General features: G+C 60.9%; 17 protein-coding genes. 13 read left to right on the top strand and 4 right to left on the bottom strand.

What is annotated here, in order from left to right:
• Positions 1-103: 103 nt before the first annotated feature.
• The 11 genes from N4A58_RS20585 (at position 104) to N4A58_RS20535 (ending at position 12,296) form a co-directional block, all read left to right on the top strand.
• The gene (locus N4A58_RS20585) at positions 104-1,282 is read left to right on the top strand and encodes a cytochrome P450 (protein ID WP_293713253.1); all 1,179 of its coding nucleotides are present in this window, start codon (positions 104-106) and stop codon (positions 1,280-1,282) included.
• Between the two features lie 35 nt (positions 1,283-1,317).
• Positions 1,318-1,632 (top strand): 2Fe-2S iron-sulfur cluster-binding protein, encoded by a 315-nt coding sequence (locus tag N4A58_RS20580; protein WP_293713251.1) that lies wholly within the window; start codon positions 1,318-1,320, stop codon positions 1,630-1,632.
• Positions 1,629-2,789, top strand: coding sequence for an FAD-dependent oxidoreductase (locus N4A58_RS20575; protein ID WP_293713249.1), 1,161 nt, complete (start codon positions 1,629-1,631; stop codon positions 2,787-2,789). Before N4A58_RS20580 ends, N4A58_RS20575 begins: the two co-directional genes overlap by 4 nt.
• 76 nt (positions 2,790-2,865) lie before the next feature.
• Complete coding sequence (locus N4A58_RS20570) at positions 2,866-3,918, top strand: TRAP transporter substrate-binding protein (protein WP_293713247.1); 1,053 nt, start codon at positions 2,866-2,868, stop codon at positions 3,916-3,918.
• 304 nt (positions 3,919-4,222) lie between these two features.
• Positions 4,223-4,717, top strand: a complete 495-nt coding sequence (locus N4A58_RS20565; protein ID WP_293713246.1) for an NUDIX hydrolase — start codon at positions 4,223-4,225, stop codon at positions 4,715-4,717.
• Between the two features lie 81 nt (positions 4,718-4,798).
• Positions 4,799-6,289, top strand: a complete 1,491-nt coding sequence (locus N4A58_RS20560; protein WP_293713245.1) for an inorganic phosphate transporter — start codon at positions 4,799-4,801, stop codon at positions 6,287-6,289.
• A 245-nt stretch (positions 6,290-6,534) separates the two neighbouring features.
• On the top strand, positions 6,535-7,506 hold the full coding sequence (locus N4A58_RS20555) for a BMP family protein (RefSeq protein WP_245780398.1): 972 nt from the start codon (positions 6,535-6,537) through the stop codon (positions 7,504-7,506).
• The gene (locus N4A58_RS20550) at positions 7,507-9,033 is read left to right on the top strand and encodes an ABC transporter ATP-binding protein (protein ID WP_293713243.1); all 1,527 of its coding nucleotides are present in this window, start codon (positions 7,507-7,509) and stop codon (positions 9,031-9,033) included.
• Positions 9,023-10,072 (top strand): ABC transporter permease, encoded by a 1,050-nt coding sequence (locus tag N4A58_RS20545; protein WP_293713365.1) that lies wholly within the window; start codon positions 9,023-9,025, stop codon positions 10,070-10,072. Before N4A58_RS20550 ends, N4A58_RS20545 begins: the two co-directional genes overlap by 11 nt.
• Positions 10,072-11,016 (top strand): ABC transporter permease, encoded by a 945-nt coding sequence (locus N4A58_RS20540; protein WP_293713241.1) that lies wholly within the window; start codon positions 10,072-10,074, stop codon positions 11,014-11,016. The genes N4A58_RS20545 and N4A58_RS20540 overlap by 1 nt, the downstream gene beginning before the upstream one ends.
• On the top strand, positions 11,016-12,296 hold the full coding sequence (locus tag N4A58_RS20535; protein ID WP_293713239.1) for an amidohydrolase family protein: 1,281 nt from the start codon (positions 11,016-11,018) through the stop codon (positions 12,294-12,296). The genes N4A58_RS20540 and N4A58_RS20535 overlap by 1 nt, the downstream gene beginning before the upstream one ends.
• Here N4A58_RS20535 and N4A58_RS20530 read toward each other — a convergent pair whose 3' ends face one another.
• From N4A58_RS20530 to N4A58_RS20520, 3 genes are read right to left on the bottom strand one after another with little or no spacing between them, the layout of a single operon-like run.
• Positions 12,297-13,052, bottom strand: a complete 756-nt coding sequence (locus N4A58_RS20530; RefSeq protein ID WP_293713237.1) for an Asp/Glu racemase — start codon at positions 13,050-13,052, stop codon at positions 12,297-12,299. It lies immediately after the preceding gene.
• A gap of 1 nt (position 13,053) precedes the next feature.
• Positions 13,054-14,214, bottom strand: coding sequence for a Xaa-Pro peptidase family protein (locus tag N4A58_RS20525; RefSeq protein ID WP_293713235.1), 1,161 nt, complete (start codon positions 14,212-14,214; stop codon positions 13,054-13,056).
• A complete protein-coding gene (locus N4A58_RS20520; RefSeq protein ID WP_293713233.1) occupies positions 14,207-15,247 on the bottom strand; it encodes a pyridoxal-phosphate dependent enzyme in 1,041 nt (346 codons plus the stop codon). Before N4A58_RS20520 ends, N4A58_RS20525 begins: the two co-directional genes overlap by 8 nt.
• A gap of 178 nt (positions 15,248-15,425) precedes the next feature.
• Between N4A58_RS20520 and N4A58_RS20515 the strand changes: the two genes are divergently transcribed.
• Positions 15,426-15,887, top strand: coding sequence for an Lrp/AsnC family transcriptional regulator (locus N4A58_RS20515; protein WP_293713231.1), 462 nt, complete (start codon positions 15,426-15,428; stop codon positions 15,885-15,887).
• Positions 15,888-15,953: 66 nt separating this feature from the next.
• Positions 15,954-16,931, top strand: coding sequence for a serine hydrolase (locus N4A58_RS20510; protein ID WP_293713229.1), 978 nt, complete (start codon positions 15,954-15,956; stop codon positions 16,929-16,931).
• A gap of 44 nt (positions 16,932-16,975) precedes the next feature.
• Here N4A58_RS20510 and doeA read toward each other — a convergent pair whose 3' ends face one another.
• Positions 16,976-18,172 carry an ectoine hydrolase DoeA gene (gene doeA / locus N4A58_RS20505; protein ID WP_293713228.1) on the bottom strand — a complete coding sequence of 399 codons (1,197 nt, stop codon included), beginning with the start codon at positions 18,170-18,172 and terminating at the stop codon, positions 16,976-16,978.
• Between the last annotated feature and the right edge of the window lie 31 nt (positions 18,173-18,203).

Raw genomic sequence — 18,203 nt, 5'->3', positions numbered from 1 at the left:
TGAATCGGAATTTCAGATGCAGCTTATCTAATCAATCGCATTGATTGATAGGCCCATTATTTGGTTCAGTAGATCAACTACAGCTTTGGGAGGAGACCTGTAGATGCTGGATGTTCCCTTGAACGAGGCGGTCACCTTGGCCGACCTCACACGCGACCCTTACCCGATCTACAAGCGGATGCGTGCTGAAACGCCCGTCGTGCGGATGGCGCAGACAGGCCGCATTCTGGTCACCCGCGCCGAACACACCAAGTGGATCAAGGAAAACCCCGAGACTTTCAGCTCGGACGATCCGACCACTCCGATGAAGCCCGCGTTTCAAGCTCACACCCTGATGCGCAAGGACGGGGCAGAGCATCGGGCCGAACGGATGGCTATGCAGCCTGCCTTTTCGCCCAAGGTGATCCGGTCAGACTGGGCGGACCTGTATGCTCGCTTGGCCGACGAATACGTCTCGCGTTTGCCGCGAGGTGAGACGGTGGACCTGTTTGCCGACCTTTGCGCGCCCGTCGCGGCCCGCATTCTGGCCCACATGCTGGGACTGGAGGAGGCGACAGACGAAGAGATGATCCGCTGGTCGCAGGCACTGATCGATGGGGCCGGAAATTTTGGCTACGAGCCCAAGCTGTTCGAAATCTCGGATCAGGCCAATGCCGAGATGAACGCCCTGTTCGAGCGTATCATCCCGCGCCACAAGTCCGAGCCGAACAACTCTGCATTCTCGGTGATGCTGAACGCCCGCAATCCGATCCCGCTGAGCCAGATGTACGCCAACGTGAAAATCGCCATCGGGGGCGGGATCAACGAGCCCCGCGATGCTTTGGCGACGATAGTGTACGGCCTGCTGACCAACCCTGACCAGTTCGAGGAAGTGAAGCGGCAGGAATGCTGGGACGATGCCTTTGAAGAGGGGGTGCGCTGGGTGGCGCCCATTCAGGTCTCTGGTCGCCGCGTGACACAGGATGTCGAGATCGGGGACGTCGCTGTCGCCAAAGACGAGCGCGTTCTGACCATTCAAGCCTCGGCCAACCGTGACGAGGCGATTTACGGCGACACAGGCGAGGACTTCAACGTTTTCCGCGAAAAGCACCCGCATCAGTCTTTTGGCAGTGGGCCGCACCATTGCGCGGGCGCGCAGGTGGCGCGCCGGACCTTGGGGCAGATCATGTTGCCGCTTCTGTTTGACCGCTTTCCGAACATGACGCTCGAGGACCCGTCCAAAGTGGTCTGGAGCGGGTTCGGGTTCCGCGGTCCGCTGAACCTGCCGGTCACACTGAACTAAGCGGGCCAGCACACCATTCTTTGAGGGAGGAATTCATGGCGAAGATTACGTTCGTCCAGCCGGATGGCGCGAGCCAGACTGTCGAGGCCCGCGAGGGCGACAGCATCATGCAAACTGCACTAGCCCACAGCATTGACGGCATTTTCGCTGAATGCGGCGGCGCGATGATGTGCGCGACGTGCCACTGCTATATCGACGACGACCGTACAGGCTCTGCGTCCGAGGGCGAGCAAGATATGCTGGAGTGCGCCGAGGACGAGGTCCGCGACACATCGCGACTGAGTTGCCAGATCACTGTCACAGAGGGGCTGGACGGCTTGATCGTTCATCTGCCGGTTCCGGTCGAATGATCGGCCAGATTGTTATCGTTGGCGCGGGGCAAGGCGGATTTCAGGCCGCAGCCTCTTTGCGGCAAGAGGGTTATGACGGGCGGATCATCCTGATCGGCGAAGAACCAGAGGCGCCCTATCAACGGCCGCCCTTGTCCAAAGCCTATATGAAGACCGGAGACGCAGGCCAATTGGCCCTGCGTCCTGCGGCGTTTTACGACACAAATGCCATTGAGTTGCGCAAGGGCACACGGGTCGATGCGATTGATCGTCGGGCACAGCGCATCCAGATCGCCGACGAGGATCTGGCCTATGATCATCTGATCCTCGCGACAGGGACGCGCAACATGCGCCCACCCATCAGCGGTCTGGAGCATACCCGCGATCTGCGGACTTTGGCGGACGCAGCCGCGCTGAGGGATGCTTTGGCGCGAGCAGAGAGGATCGGCGTCATCGGCGGCGGGTTCATCGGTCTGGAATTTGCGGCTGTTGCCCGAGCGGCAGGGCACCATGTCACTGTCGCAGAGGCTGGCGCACGGCTGATGGGCCGCGCAGTGTCATCCCAGATGTCAGACCGCTTTGCCCAGAAACACCGGGACATGGGGACCGACATTCGCCTCGCCAGTCCTGTGGCAGCTGTCACGCCGGACGGGATGACCTTGGCGGACGGCACGCAGATTTCCGCAGATTTCGTTTTGCTGGCTGCTGGCGTCGTCCCGAACGTTGAACTAGCGCTGGACGCGGGGCTGGACGTGGATAACGGGATCGTCGTTGGGAGCACGCTGTTGACCAGCGACCCATCAATCTCGGCCTTGGGCGACTGCGCCTGTTTCCCCGATCCCGCGACAGGGCGGCTTGTCCGCCTCGAGAGCGTTCAGGCCGCAACAGACCACGCCCGATTGATCGCCAAGCGCCTCGTGACAGGGGACCAGAGCGCGTATCGGGCCGTCCCTTGGTTCTGGTCGGACCAATCCGATTGGAAATTGCAGATTGCGGGGCTTGCCGAAGCGACCGATGCAGCCGAAACTCTGCCTGATGGCACCGTGCTGCGCCTGAAGGGAGATCAGGTGACAGCGGTTGAGACCGTCAACAACGCCAGAGCGCATATGAGGACGCGCAAGGCGATGGGGCAGGGGAGCATCCTGACCAAGGAGGATTTTGTTTCGGCGCAGGTCTGACCAGCGCCGACGCAGAAGGGTTTATGCCCATAACAATGGGCCGGCAGGGAGAGCCGGACCAACACGGAGGAGAACTATGACCATGAACATGACACGCCGGACTGCCTTGGCCAGCTTGGGCGCTTCACTCGCCGCCCCCGCTTTTGTGCGCCGCGCCAATGCTGCAGAAGTGACGCTCAAGCTGCACTGCATGCTGCCCGCGCCCGCACCGATGAACTCGGTATTCTTTGCCCAGTGGATCAACGATATCGAAACCGCGTCCGAAGGCGGGATCAAGATTGACCTCTATCCATCGATGCAGCTGGGTGGCAAACCCCCGCAGCTGGCCGATCAGGTCCGTCAGGGCATCTGCGACATCACCTGGACGCTGCCCGTTTACACGCCCGACCGCTTCCCCGTCGCGGAAACGCTGGCGCTGCCCTATATGGTCACTAACGCCGAAAAGACTTCGGTCGTGATGCACAAGCTGATGGATGAGTTCGGTCAGGACGAGTATCGCGGCACCAAGACTCTAGCCTTCCACACCCATGATGGCGGCAAGATCCACACCCGCGAGGGTCTGATCCAGACCGCTGATGACCTGAAGGGCCTGAAGCTCCGCGCCCCGAACCAAGCGACCGGTAAAATGCTGGAAAACATGGGAGCAGAGACTGTGTTCTTCCCCGTGACCGACATGGTTGTGGGCCTGTCCAACGGCGTGATCGACGGTTGCTGTCTGCCCTACGAGGTTGTGCCTGCCTTCAAGCTGCAAGAACTGACCAAGTACACCTCGGCGCCGGCGCCTGCGGGCCGTGGCCTTTATGCCAACACTTTCTCGCTGTTGATGAACGAACGCGCCTACGAGGGCATGCCCGACGATCTGCGCAAGGTGATTGACGACCACTCCGGCATTGGCTTGTCCGAGCGTATCGGCAAGCAGTTCGACGCATTCGAAGCCAAAGGCAAAGAGGTCGTCGTCAACAACGGCAACACCATCGGCGAAATCGCAGCCGAAGAGATCGAGAGCTGGCGCGAACTGGCCGCACCGGTCCACGACGAATGGGTGCAGAAGCTGAACGATCGCGGTCTGGATGGCGCGGCCATTCTGGCGCGCGCAAACGAGCTGCTGGACGAAGGACAGTCTGCCTGATCTTTGTCTTAGTGCATGAGCAAGGGGGCGCTTCGGTGCCCTCTTGTTTCATGGCGCAACGAAACGAAGGGATCTTGCGCCCTTGCTGGACAGAGCACCATCCATCAAAAGTGCTTTAAAAATATTGCTTTCGATGGACGTTTTGGATTATATCCTGTCCCCACGATGTAAATAGGCTCTCAAAAGCGCCAGTAAAACAGGCAAATGCGACTTTTTTGCAGGAAGTTACAGGGGGTTAACTAGTCCTTTGTCGGACTCCGCCTATTTGAATGGTATGTTTGTTGCTTCAGACGAGCAGGTAAAAATGAACAATAAGAAAGGCCAAGATTTGAATAACGGCATCGCCGCACTCCTCAAGAGCTCTTTTAACGACTACGTCCTTCCGATGATGCAGCGGCCAAGCCAGCTGCAAACAGCAGCGCTGTGCTACCGCGAGGCCGAGGGTGAGAAGCAAGTCCTGCTGATCACCAGCCGCGGCACGGGGCGTTGGGTGATCCCAAAGGGGTGGACGATGCGCGGGCTCAATGCAGGGCAGGCAGCCGTGGTCGAAGCATGGGAAGAGGCGGGCGTGCGCCCTCACGCCGAACCTGACGAACCGCTCGGGTCTTTTAACTACAAGAAAATCAAAGGCAGCGGACTGCCTGTCGATGTCGAAGTTCTGGTCTATCCGGTGCGCGTCACTAAGCTGGAAGACGACTTCCCTGAGGCGACGCAGCGCAAGCGCGCTTGGGTCCGCCCCCGCGATGCGGCAAACATGGTCGATGAACCCGGTCTTCAGGAAATCCTGCGCGATTTCTAATTAATTGGGATAGGTCCGCAGGGCCATTGTTGTAAAACTGTCATAATTCCCCTAACGCCCTCTGGAACCAAGGAGGGCAAAATGTCGAACAACGATATTGATCCGCGCCATCTAGAGACGCTGGATCGCGATCTGGGGCGTCTAACGACGCTGGAACAAGCCACCGGCTACGTGAGCCGCCCATTGATCGGCCTTGGCGCCAGTCTTTTGTTTGTCGTCTTCGCTGCGATTGTTGCTGCCGTCCTGTTTGGCGGCGCGGACCACTCTCTGGTCGTGGTCATTGCTGCGGCCTTTGGCGCGTACATGGCGTTGAACATCGGCGCGAACGACGTTGCGAACAACATGGGCCCCGCCGTTGGTGCAAATGCATTGACCATGGGTGGCGCCATCGCCATCGCTGTTGTCTTTGAAAGCGCGGGTGCGCTGATCGCGGGCGGGGACGTCGTCTCGACGATTGCCAAAGGCATCATCGCCCCCGAAAGCATGGGAACCTCTGGCTCTTTCGTCACTGCGATGATGGCGGCGCTGCTGGCTTCGGCGCTTTGGGTGAACCTTGCCACATGGATCGGCGCACCCGTTTCGACGACACACTCTGTTGTCGGCGGCGTGATGGGCGCTGGCATCACAGCCGCAGGCTTTGCGGCGGTCAGCTGGGGCAAAATGGGCGCGATTGCGGCCTCTTGGGTGATCTCACCGCTGCTGGGTGGCGTGATTGCTGCAGCCTTTCTGTGGTTCATCAAGTCGAACATCATCTACCGCGAAGACAAAATCGCGTCGGCCCGTCGTTGGGTACCGGTGCTGGTCGGGATCATGGGCGGTGCCTTTGCCACTTATCTGTCGGTCAAAGGCGTGAAAAAGATCATCAAGATCGATTTCAGCGACGCCCTTCTGATCGGTCTGGCCTCTGCGATTGTGATTTGGCTGGTGATGATCCCGATCATCCGTAAACAGTCCGAAGGTCTTGAGAACCGGAACAAATCCCTGAAGAAACTGTTCGGCATTCCGCTGATCGTCTCGGCGGCACTGCTCAGCTTTGCCCATGGTGCGAACGACGTGGCGAACGCGGTTGGCCCCTTGGCGGCCATCGTGCAGGCGACGGAAACCGGTGATTTCACCCATGCCTTCGGCATCCCGACCTGGGTTATGGTCATTGGCGCGCTGGGGATTTCGTTCGGCCTGTTTCTGTTTGGCCCCAAACTGATCAAAATGGTCGGCAACCAAATCACCAAACTGAACCCGATGCGCGCTTACTGTGTGGCGCTGTCCGCAGCGATCACCGTGATCGTGGCCAGCTGGCTGGGTCTGCCCGTCAGCTCGACCCACATTGCTGTGGGCGGCGTGTTTGGCGTGGGCTTCTTCCGCGAGTGGGATGCGGCCCGCCGGATGCGCGCGGCCAAAGCCGTGGTTGGCAACCCCGAGATCGCCCCAGAAGAGCGCCGCCGCCGCAAACTGGTGCGCCGCTCGCACTTCATGACCATCATCGCCGCGTGGGTGATCACTGTGCCCGCAGCAGCGCTGCTGTCGGCTGGCATCTACATGGCCATCAACGGCGTGGTGGGCGCGGGCTTCTAAGCTCTGCCATCAGGTTAACACGACATGTCACCGTCCTTGGGTCGCCCAAGGGCGGTGATTGTTTTTTGGGCGACTTGGCGTGCGCAACACCGTCTTGCTGGTCCGGCGGAGCAGAAGTCTTTGACAGCGCTGCTTTCAAAATGAACCACTTGGTCAAAACTCAATCACAAAGACCAACTGGGAGCCCAATCGTGTTCAAATCGTCGTTCCAGACCCCGTCGCGCCGGTCGTTTCTGAAATCCTCGATCGCGGGGGCCGCTGTCGCTGTGGCGCTGCCCGCCGGAGCCTTTGCCCAAGACGGCAAAGTTCTGAAAGTCGCAGGTATCTACACGGTGCCCGTCGAACAGCAGTGGGTCAGCCGCATCCACATTGCGGCCACCGCCGCCCAAGAGGCTGGCGACATCGAATATACTTACTCGGAAAACACCGCGAACACCGACTATCCCCGCGTGATGCGGGAATACGCCGAACAGGGCTACGACCTAATTGTCGGCGAGATTTTCGGGGTAGAGGCCGAAGCGCGCGAAGTGGCCGCGGACTATCCCGACGTGGCTTTCCTGATGGGCTCGTCGTTCAAAGAGGACCCAGCCGTTCCGAACCTGTCTGTCTTTGATAACTACATTCAGGACGCATCCTATCTGTCTGGCATCATTGCGGGCGCTATGTCCGAAAACGGTAAGATCGGCATGGTCGGCGGCTTCCCCATCCCCGAGGTGAACCGCCTTATGCATGCTTTCATGGCGGGCGCCAAAGAGATGAAGCCTGACATGGAGTTTCAAGTGTCCTTCATCGGCAGCTGGTTCGATCCGCCCAAAGCCAAAGAGACCGCCTATGCCATGATCGAGAACGGCGCGGACTTGCTTTATGCAGAGCGTTTCGGCGTGTCCGATGCCGCGGCGGAGAAGGGTATTCTTGCCATCGGCAACGTCATCGACACGCAGCCCGACTATCCTGAAACAGTTGTTGCCTCGGCCATTTGGCACTTTGAGCCGACCCTGAACGCTGCCATCGCCAAGGTCAAAGACGGCACCTTCACCGCCGAGGACTACGGCATCTACTCGTTCATGAAAGAGGGCGGTTGCTCACTCGCCCCTTACGGCACCTTCGAAGGTAAAATCCCCCAAGAGGCGCTGGATCTGGTGGCCGAGCGCGAAGCCGCGATCAAGTCCGGCGAATACGTGGTCGAGATCAACGACGAAGAGCCGAAATCCTCGTAAATGACCGCACTGAGAATGGGCGCGGAACGGGGTGATCCCGTTCTGCGCATGCAAGGCATCACCAAGCGGTTCGGCTCTGTCACCGCGAATGAAGACATCAGCTTTTCCTTGCACAAAGGAGAGGTCATCGCGCTGCTGGGTGAAAACGGGGCGGGTAAGACCACGTTGATGAACATCCTTTTCGGCCAGTATTCGGCGGACGAAGGGATGGTCGAGGCGTTTGGGAAACCTTTGCCCGCAGGCGCTCCTCGTGCCGCTTTGGACGCAGGCGTGGGGATGGTGCACCAGCACTTCACGCTGGCCGATAATCTGACCGTTTGGGAGAACATCGCCCTTGGCACGCAAGGACTGGGGGCATTCAGCCTGCGGCCCGCGCGGGTCAAAGACAAAATCCGCGATCTGTCCGCGCGATTTCATCTGACGGTAGATCCCGACGCCCGCGTCGGCGCGCTGACCGTTGGTGAACGGCAGAGGGTCGAAATCCTCAAGGCACTGTACCGCGAAGCAAAGGTGCTGATTTTAGACGAGCCGACCGCCGTTCTGACGCCCCAAGAAACCGAGGCCCTGTTCGCGACCCTGCGAGAGGCGATCAGCATGGGGCTGTCCATCGTCTTTATCTCCCACAAGCTGCACGAAGTCATGGCGATTGCCCACCGTGTGTTGGTCCTGCGCCACGGGCGTCTGGTAGCCGAGCGCGAGATTGGTGGCACCAACGCCGAAGAGCTGGCCAGCATCATGGTCGGCGGCGAAGTCCGAGCACCCGAAGTGCCAGCCTTGCCCGCAGGTCCCGCGCTGCTGACCTTGACTGGGGCCTGCGCCGGAATGCTGCAGGATGTGGACCTGACCCTGAATGCGGGCCAGATCACTGGCATCGCGGGGGTATCTGGTAACGGGCAGGGGGCTTTGTCGGACCTGATCAGTGGCGTTCTGACCCTTCAGTCCGGCGAGATGCAGATCGCAGGCCAAACACCGGCGCAATGGGACGCGCGCACGGCCATCGCCCACGGTGTCGGCCGTATCCCCGAAGATCGGCACAAGACCGGCACAATCGCTGATTTTGACCTGACCGAGAACGCAATCCTAGAGACCTACCAGACTGATTTCGCTCGCGCCGGATGGATGGACTGGACCAAAGCGCGTCGCCACACTGAACACTTGATCCAGACCTACGATGTCCGCTCTCCGGGACCCGAGACCCGCATCCGGCTCTTGTCTGGAGGCAACATGCAGAAGCTTATCTTGGGCCGCGTGCTAGAGGAAAACCCGCAGATCATTGTGGCGAACCAGCCTGTACGGGGCCTTGATATCGGGGCGGTGAACTATGTCCATGCGCGGCTCGCCGCTGCGCGCGAAAGCGGTTCGGCCATCCTGCTGATCTCCGAAGATCTGGACGAGATCATGAAGCTGTCGGACAAAATCCATGTGATCTCCGAAGGGCGGCTGAGCCCTGCGTTCCAACGCGGCGCTCTGACGGTTGCCGAACTGGGGAAATGGATGGCAGGACAAGGGTTTGCCCATGCGTCTTGAAGCGATTTCTCAGCCAAGTGTCAGCCGCCGGATCTTTCCGCCAATGCTGGCCATTGTGGCGTCTTTTGTTATCGCCGCGCTATTAGCGCAGATCGCCGGTGGCAACCCGTTTGCGGTCTTCGGCCTGATCTTCAAAGGGGCTTTGGGTTCCCAATTTGCGCTGCTTGAAACCCTGAACCGCGCGACGCCGCTGATTTTCACAGGCCTCGCCGTCGCCGTCGCCTTCCGCGCCAAGCTGTGGAACATCGGGGCCGAAGCGCAGCTTTATGCGGGGGCAGTGATCACCGTGGTTTTGGGGACTGGCGCCTTGGCGTGGCCAGCGCCGATCTTGTTGCCTACACTTGCAATTGGCGCAGCGCTTGCGGGCGCCATCGTGCTGCTGATCCCGGCTATGCTGAAGACCCGTTTCGGCGTGGACGAAGTCGTCACGACGTTGCTGTTCAATTTCATCTTTCTGTTGTTTGTCTCCTACCTGCTCGAAGGTCCGCTCAAGGACCCGATGGGCATGGGATGGCCCAAGTCCGCCCGCCTGATCCCCGAGGCCCGTTTGCCCCGCATCGTCGAGGGCCTGCGCCTTCACTGGGGGTTTGCGCTGGCTTTGATCTGCGCGGTGGCGGTCTGGGTGATTGACCGCAAAACGACCTTGGGGTTCGAGATGCGCGCTGTTGGCCAAAACCCCGAAGCGGCGCGCTTTGCGGGCATACCGGTCACCAAAGTCATCCTGAAAACGGCGCTGTTGTCTGGCGGTTTGGCGGCGTTGGGCGGCTTTTCCGAAGTCGCAGGGCTCAAGGGGTCGCTGACGCTCGATCTGTCTCCGGGATTTGGGTACACCGGCATCGTGGTCGCAATGCTGGCGCTGCTGAACCCGCTCGGGGTCGTGGCGGCTGCGCTTTTCGTGGCGATCATTTTCGTCGGCGCAGACAGCATGAGCCGCGCTATCGGTGTGCCGACCTATCTGGCTGACATCATGCTGGCCTCGGCGCTGCTGCTCATGGTTCTGGCGATCCTGTTCACCAAATTCCGCGTCAGGAGGGACTGATGGAGCTGCTTGATATCCTGCTCTCAGCGTCCTTTTGGGCGGCGGCGATCCGTATCGCCAGCCCACTGATCTTTGCGACAATCGGCGAGCTGATTTGCGAGCGGGCAGGCGTGTTGAACCTCGGGATCGAGGGGATCATGGTCGCGGGTGCCTTTGCCGGCTGGATTTCTGTCTGGGCCGGTCTGCCCCTGTGGGGCGGGGTTGCGGTCGCGATGTTCGTTGGGATGGCGTTTGGGTTGCTGCATTCTGTGCTGTCCGTGCCGTTCGGGCTGTCCCAACACGTGGTCGGCGTGGGGATCACGCTCTTGGCGACGTCGGTGACATTCTACACCTACCGCGTTGTTCTGCCCGAAGTCTCTTCGCCCCCGAAAATTGAAGCGTTCCAGCCGCTTGAAATCCCGCTCTTGTCGGACATCCCCCTGTTGGGGCAGGCGCTCTTTTCTCAGACGCCGCTGACCTATGCAGCGTTCGTCGTGGCGGCCCTGACGGCGTTTGTGCTGTTCCGCACGCCCCTTGGGCTGGCTGTGCGCGCCGCGGGCGAGAATCCATCTGCCGTCGCGGCCCAAGGTCTATCCGTCACCGCCATCCGCATGGGCGCAGTGGTTGTCGGCAGTGGCTTGATGGCCGTCGGCGGGGCGTTCCTGACCATGTCCGCGTTCGACAGCTTCTTTTTCGATATGGTCGGCGGACGCGGCTGGATCTGTATCGCGCTGGTGGTTTTCGGGGCATGGCGGCCGGGCAAAGCTTTGCTCGGCGCGATCCTGTTTGCCGCATTCGATGCGCTACAAATCCGAGTGCAGCAGACCAGCCTCGGCACGGTCATTCCCTACCAGATTTTCTTGATGATGCCCTATGTGCTGTCCATTCTGGCGCTGGTTCTGATGTCGCGCAGCGCACAGGTGCCCGCCGCCTTGATGGTCCCATTTAATAAAGGAACACGATGATGTTCGATCTCTTGGTTAAAGGCGGGACACTGCCCGACGGCTCTGTCATGGATATTGCGATCAATGGCGACCGGATTGCCGATATCGCCCCTGTGATTGAGGGCGAGGCCGCCGAGGTCATCGATGCCAGCGGTGATCTGGTCTCGGCGCCGTTCTGTGATCCCCATTTCCATTTGGACGCAACGCTCAGCTACGGGCTGCCGCGAGTGAACGCCTCTGGCACGCTTCTAGAGGGCATTTCCCTTTGGGGCGAGCTGCGGGATATCGCGACGGTGGACGAAATGGTCGAGCGGGCGCTGACTTATTGCGATTGGGCGGCGTCGATGGGGCTGCTTGCCATTCGCAGCCATGTGGACACGACGCCCGATCACCTGAACACCGCCACCGCTATGTTGGAAGTGCGCGAAAAGGTCAAAGACTACATTGATCTGCAACTGGTCGCCTTTCCGCAGGATGGCCTTTACCGCGCGCCGAACGGGCGCGAGAACCTGATCCGCGCGCTGGATATGGGGATCGAGATTGTCGGCGGCATTCCCCATTTCGAGCGGACGATGCAGGCGGGCGCGGACAGCCTGACCGACCTGTGCCAGATCGCAGCGGACCGGGGCTTGCGCGTGGATATCCATTGCGATGAAACCGACGACCCGCTTAGCCGCCATATCGAGACATTGGCCTTTGAAACCCAGCGTTTGGGCCTGCAGGGCCGGGTTGCCGGATCGCACCTGACTTCGATGCATTCGATGGACAATTACTATGTGTCGAAACTGCTGCCGTTGATTGCGGAGGCAGAGATTGCTGCGATCCCGAACCCCTTGATCAACATCGTACTGCAAGGGCGTCATGACACCTATCCCAAACGCCGTGGCCTGACGCGGGTCAAGGAGATGCAAGCCGCGGGGATCACTGTGGGATGGGGTCAGGACTGCGTGCTGGACCCTTGGTATTCGCTGGGGACGGCTGACATGCTGGATGTTGCTTTTATGGGAATGCACGTGGCGCAGATGACCCATCCGGCCGAGATGGCGCGCTGCTTTACCATGGTCACCGAAACGAACGCGCAGATCATGGGGCTCTCTGATTTCGGTCTGCGCAAGGGCGCGCTGGCCTCGTTGGTGGTGCTGGATGCAGCAGGGCCGGTGGATGCGCTGCGCTTGCGCCCTGCGCGGTTGGCGGTGGTGTCCAAAGGCAAAGTCATCTCGCGTAGTCCGCGTGGAGACGCAACATTGTCTTTGCCGGGTCGGGGGGCGAGCGTGCGCCGCCGAGCACCGCGCCACGCCTGATCAGGGTGCCGGTGCAGAGGCGGACCAGAGCCTACCGACGCCGTTGGCCTGCTCCAGCAGACCGGCCTGCGCAGCCATATGCCAAGCCAAGGTTTGGTTGGAGCTTAGCACAGGAAGCGCCAGTTCAGTCTCCAGCTTAGGGATGATGTCCAGCGTTCTAAGATTGGTGCAGGACAAGAAAATGCCGTCGATCTCGCCCTCTTGGGCGAGGGCTCGCGCTGCGTCGCAGATGGATGCGGGCGCGATGCGCGCGACGTTGGCCTCTTGCTCTTCGCCAAATGATAGGGTGGCGGGAACAGAGATGTCCCGCCCTTCAAACGCCTCTTTCACCGGCCCCGCAACGGTGTCGATGTACGGCGACACCAGCCCCAATCGACGGATGCCCAAGGTTTGGATTGCGGCGAGCGTTGCGGTCAACGGGTTACTGACATGGTGGGTCGAGACTGCGCCAGACACCAGCTCTGCCACGCGGCCTTCGCCAATCAATGTTGTGCCAGAGGTGCAGCCATAGCCGACGCTCTCGAAATGCGCGGTTGCGGGAAACAGCGCCGCGGCCAAGGGCAGCGCAGCCTCCATCGCGTGGATCGTATCGGGGTTCAGAGCGGTATCTGACGGAATACGCGTCACGTGGAGCCGCGCGACATCTGGCGGGAAAATCCGGCGCATGTCTTCTTCTAGCGTTTCGTCTGCGGCCAAAACGATCAAACCCAGTTTGGGCAATGTGCTGGGGGCCAGCGTGTAGGGAAAGGCCTGCATCCTAGATCTCCGGCAGAGTGCGCGGGGCGCGAGGAGACAGCAGGACCGCGCCTGCGTCGGTCAGATGTATGTTTTCTTCGTGCACAATGTAGGTGCCGTCCGAGACTTGCGCGCCTGGTTCGAGAGTCAGGACCATGCCCGCCCGCAACGGTGTGGTGTCGAGCGGGGTGAAGGACGGCCATTCCGTCAACGTGATCCCAAGGCCATGACCCAGACGTCCCCCGCCTGGGGTAACGCCTTGGGCGGTCAATCCCTGTGCAAAGAGCGCGTGGACATCGCAGGCCAGCATGCCAGGGCGCAAGCGGGTCAGGACATCTTCGGTCGTGCGCCAGAGGGCGTCCTGCACGCGGCGCGCGGCATCGGACGCTCTCCTGACAGCGTAGTTTCGATCAAAATCGCAGAAGTAGCCGTCGCGCACAGCACCCGTGTCCAGCATCAGAACATCACCCGCGGCGAGGGGCGTGGGCGGCGCAGGCGAGATTACGTCGCCGTAGCCGTCCGGACCTGCACCGCCCGCCACGTAGCTGACCCAATCGGCGCCCTCTTGCAGGAGCGCGATTTGAAAGTCGCGGAACACAGCGTCCAACGGGCGACCCACATGGGCAAACTCGGGCACGCGATCATAGGCGCGGCCTGCGATTGCGCAGATCTCTTGGATTTTGACGACTTCGGCGGCGGACTTGATCTCTCTGACCCGCTGGACGGTTGCTGTCCCATCCGCGAAACGGCGGGGCGCAATGCGGCCGGACACACGGTCATAGTCGGAGAGCGGCATCCGCAGATGCGTTTCCAGCCCCATCGGCACGCCGATCCGTGCATCAACGGCCGTCAGGTCACACAAGGTCTGGGCCAGCAGGCTCACGCCATCATCCTCGGGGTGGGGCGCATCCCACGTGATGATGTTCTGCAGCCATGTCCGCCCCATCAGGTCTGCTCCGATCGCCGGAATGACGGCCACGGGGTCGCCTTCTGCAGGTACGATGATGAACCACGGCCGCGCGGGGCTCTCCCAGAAACGGGTCAAGAAACCGGTGACGTAGAACACGTCCGCTGGTGTGGTCAGGAGCAGCGCATCCAACCCATCCTGCGCCATGCGGGTCTGCAGGTTCTGGACACGCGTGCGATACTCGGCAGCTGGAAAGATCATGGACCTTTCAGTCATCGGCAGGCCCTTCGCTAAGGATCGCGAGCACGCGCGCGTCAGGGCCGATTTCCAACCCAGCCAGCAAAGCGGCCAGACCTGCGCCGCCAGACGGAGATGTCGCGACCCCCATCGCTGCCAGAGCCGTGATTCCTTGCGCGGCCTCGTCCTCGGTGATGGTGGCAAAGGTATCGGCATCGCGCGACAGGCCATTTAGCGCGATCATTGACGGGGTTTTGCAATCGAGCCGCCCCATGGCGGACACGGGCCCCGAGGTGTCGACGACTCTGCCGTTCTTGACGCTCTCGACCAAAGCAGGGGCGGCGTCGGGCTCGACCACGATGATGTGCGGCAGCTCCGCCCATTTGGCCCGTAACAGGGCAGCGGCGGCAGCAGCCAAGCCCCCCACGCCTGCTTGCAGCAGAATGTGTGTCGGCGGGGCGGGCATTTGCGCCACGGTCTCTTCGGCCAGCATCAGGTAGCCTTCCATCACGCGGTAGGGCAGGTCCATGTAGCCAGGCCAAGAACTGTCGGACAGAAGGGTCCAGCCGTTCTCTTTGGCAGCATGTGCGGCAGCGGTCATGCTGGCTTCGTAATCGTCGCCTTCAATCACCACGCGCGCGCCCTTGTCCTTCAATCGCCCTGCAAATGCGGCGGGTACGGTTTTTGACAGATACACCACTGCCTGCGCGCCAAAAAGCGCGGCACCTGCGGCCACAGACAGCCCGTGATTGCCCGCGCTGGCCGTGACGTACGTGCGACCCGAGAGTGCGGTAGCAATGTCCCTACCGGCGGCAGCGGCCTCTCGGGCGATGGCGTGGGCGGCCCCCAGTGCCTTGAAACTTCCCAGACCCATGCGCTCGCGCTCGTCCTTGGCGTAGACCTCGGCAACGCCAGCGGCTTTGGCGATTGCGGGCAAGGACAAGAGCGGCGTTTCGGCGTGGGCAGGGCACCGACGCAGCAAGGCCGCAACGCCGCTCGCGTCATCGCAGGGCATCGGCGCGTCCAGAGCGAGCCCCGTGCCGCGGTATGGATTGGCGAAAGTGATGGGCATGCTCGGACCTCCGGGACTTGGTTTTGACCTCAGACTATCGGAAATGGCGCTCATGTCGCCGGATCAATTCGGGTGCCTTGGGCCGATTTTCGGCGTGATTTATCGGGTTTGGTCCGAAATAGGGATCACGCTGCGAATTGGGCTTCGTCAGTGGCCGATATTCAGACATCCTGCAGCTATGGACAGATTCGACGCACACATCCTGAATGCCCTGCAAACCAATGCCCGCCTAACCGCCGAGGCGCTGTCAGAAACTGTGGGCCTGTCACCGGATGCCTGCCGGAAACGTCTGGCCAAACTTCGCGCTTCTGGCGTGATAGAGGCAGAAATCGCGGTTCTATCGCCAGAGGCTGTCGGACGGGGCCTTTTGCTGATTGTCGAGGTGTCTCTGCAAAACGAGCGGATGGCCGATATCGACCGCTTCAAAGAGCTGATGCAAGCCGCACCAGAGGTCATGCAGTGCTACTACGTCACTGGGGCCGAGGATTTCGTGCTGATCCTGTCCGCCAAAGACATGGCGGATTACGAGGCGTTTACACGGCAGTATTTCTTTGCCAACGAGAATGTGCTGAAATTTCGGACAAGTGCTGTGATGGACCGCGTGAAAACGGGCTTTGCCCTGCCGGTCGAGGGCGATTGACCGCGCCCACGGCGTTGTGAACCGACGTTTGTGGACAGGCGCGCCGGGGCAGGCAACCTAAGCGTCATGATACACCGACGTTTTTTCATGATTTCCGCCGCTGCGGCTGTGGCAGCCCCGTCTTTGATCCGCGCGCAATCTGGGGGGCTGGATGCTGCGATCTCTGGGCTGTCCCAGTTGCATTCCCTTCAGGTCCAGCAGGGGGACGAGGTGATTTATGCCGCCGCTCCGCGCGGGCCGGGGCTGGACCGCGCGGCCAACATCAAATCCTGTTCCAAGAGCATTGTGGCGTTGCTATTGGGCTCTGCCATTGATCAAGGGGACATTCCGTCCGTCAACGCCACATTGGGGCAGGTGGCTCCAAGTATTTTGCCAGCAAACGCCACCGACGGTGCGGATGAGATCACGATGGAGGATCTGGTTACCCTGCGTGCGGGGCTGGAACGGACGTCCGGCGGCAATTACGGGGCGTGGGTCAGTTCACGAAACTGGCTCGCCGACGCTCTGAGCCGACCGATGGTCGCAGAGCCAGGCGGGCGCATGCTGTATTCAACCGGATCGACCCACATTCTGGGCGCCGCTTTGGCCGAAGCAACGGGGCAGAGTTTGCTGTCCTTGGCGCGTGACCGGCTTGGACGTCCGATGGGGATCGAGATACCGCCGTGGACCCGCGATCCACAAGGTTACTACATGGGCGGAAACGAGATGGCCTTGCGCCCGCGTGATATGCTGAAAATCGCAGCGATGGTGCGGGATCGCGGCATGTACGACGGCACCCAGGTGATTTCTGAACGCTGGATCGCGGAGTCGGTAAAGCCGCGCGCCCGTTCGCCGTGGTCGGGCTTGGCCTATGGATACGGGTGGTTCTTGTCTGACTCCGGCTACATCCTTGGCCGCGGATACGGCGGCCAGATCATCGCGGCCCATCCCGAGCGGGACTTGGCAGTCGCAATCACATCGGACCCCATGCAGCCCGCGCGATCGGGGGGCTATTTCGGCGATTTGATGCAGCTGCTCGAAGGTCCGGTTCTATCTGTCAGCTAAAATAGTGGCCCGAGGGGATACCTCGGGCCGCTGTTTGACTTGGCTTAGCTCTTCACCAGCATTTTGCGTGGCAGGTCACAAAAGACTTCGGGCGCGCCGTCGGTGATGGCGATGGACTCTGTGGTCTCGTAGCCCCAAGTCTCCATCCAAAGGCCCGTCATGAAATGGAAAGTCATCCCAGGCTGCAACTCGGTCATGTCTCCGCGGCGCAGGGACATGGTGCGCTCGCCCCAATCCGGCGGGTAGCTCAGACCGATGGAGTAGCCACAGCGGTTGTCCTTGACGATCCCGCGCTTCTCCAAAGACTTGAAGAATGCGTCCGCGATGTCGTGACAAGTATTGCCTGCCCGCGCAGCCTCTAGGCCGGCGTCCATGCCCTCGAGCACGGCCTTTTCCGCTTCGATGATCTCTTGCGGCGGTTTACCAAGGAAGATCGTCCGCGATAGGGGCACGTGGTAGCGCTGATAGCAGCCCGCGATTTCAAAGAACGTGCCTTCGTTCTCTTTCATGGGCAGATCGTCCCACGTCAGGTGCGGGGCGGCGGCGTCAGGGCCCGATGGCAGCAGCGGCACAATTGCGGGATAGTCGCCGCCATGGCCGTACCATTCGTCATAGCGCAGGCCTGCATCGTAGATTTCCGCCACGAGATCACACTTGCGCACGCCGACCTCAATCTTGTCGGCAATGCGATGGTGCATCCGCTCGACGATGCGGGCGGCTTGGCGCATGTATTCCAGCTCTTTCTCGGATTTGACCGCCCGCTCCCAGTTGATGAAGCCGGTCGAGTCCTTGAATTTCGCGTTGGGAAGGCCGTTTTGCAGACGCTCGAAGGCGCGGGCCGAGAACCAGTAGTTGTCCATCTCGACGCCGATGGTGCCCTTGTCCCAGCCCATATCGGTCAGGCGGTCGCACAGGTATTCCATCGGGTGGATTTCCGTCGACTGCACGTAATGGTCTGGATAGCCGATGACGTTGTCGCGGCTAACCCAGACCGTGCGATAGGCGCCCTGGGCGTCCTGAGAGCGGCCAAACCAGACCGGATCACCCGTGGGCCCGATAACAACGCACTGGTGCACATAGAAGGACCAGCCCCCATAGCCAGACACCCAAGACATGTTCGAAGGGTCGCTGATAATCAGCATATCGAGCCCTTGCTTTTCCATCTTGGCGCGGATTTTGACCAGCCGCGCGCGGTACTCTTCGGTGGTGTACCGCTCTGGTGTTCGTTGCAGTTTGTTCATGTAGGCCTTTCGTTCAAGTCGTGCCGACCTG

The sequence above is a fragment of the Donghicola sp. genome, from assembly GCF_025210255.1.
Lineage (GTDB): Bacteria > Pseudomonadota > Alphaproteobacteria > Rhodobacterales > Rhodobacteraceae > Donghicola > Donghicola eburneus.
This window is presented reverse-complemented; position numbering and strand designations above follow the sequence as displayed.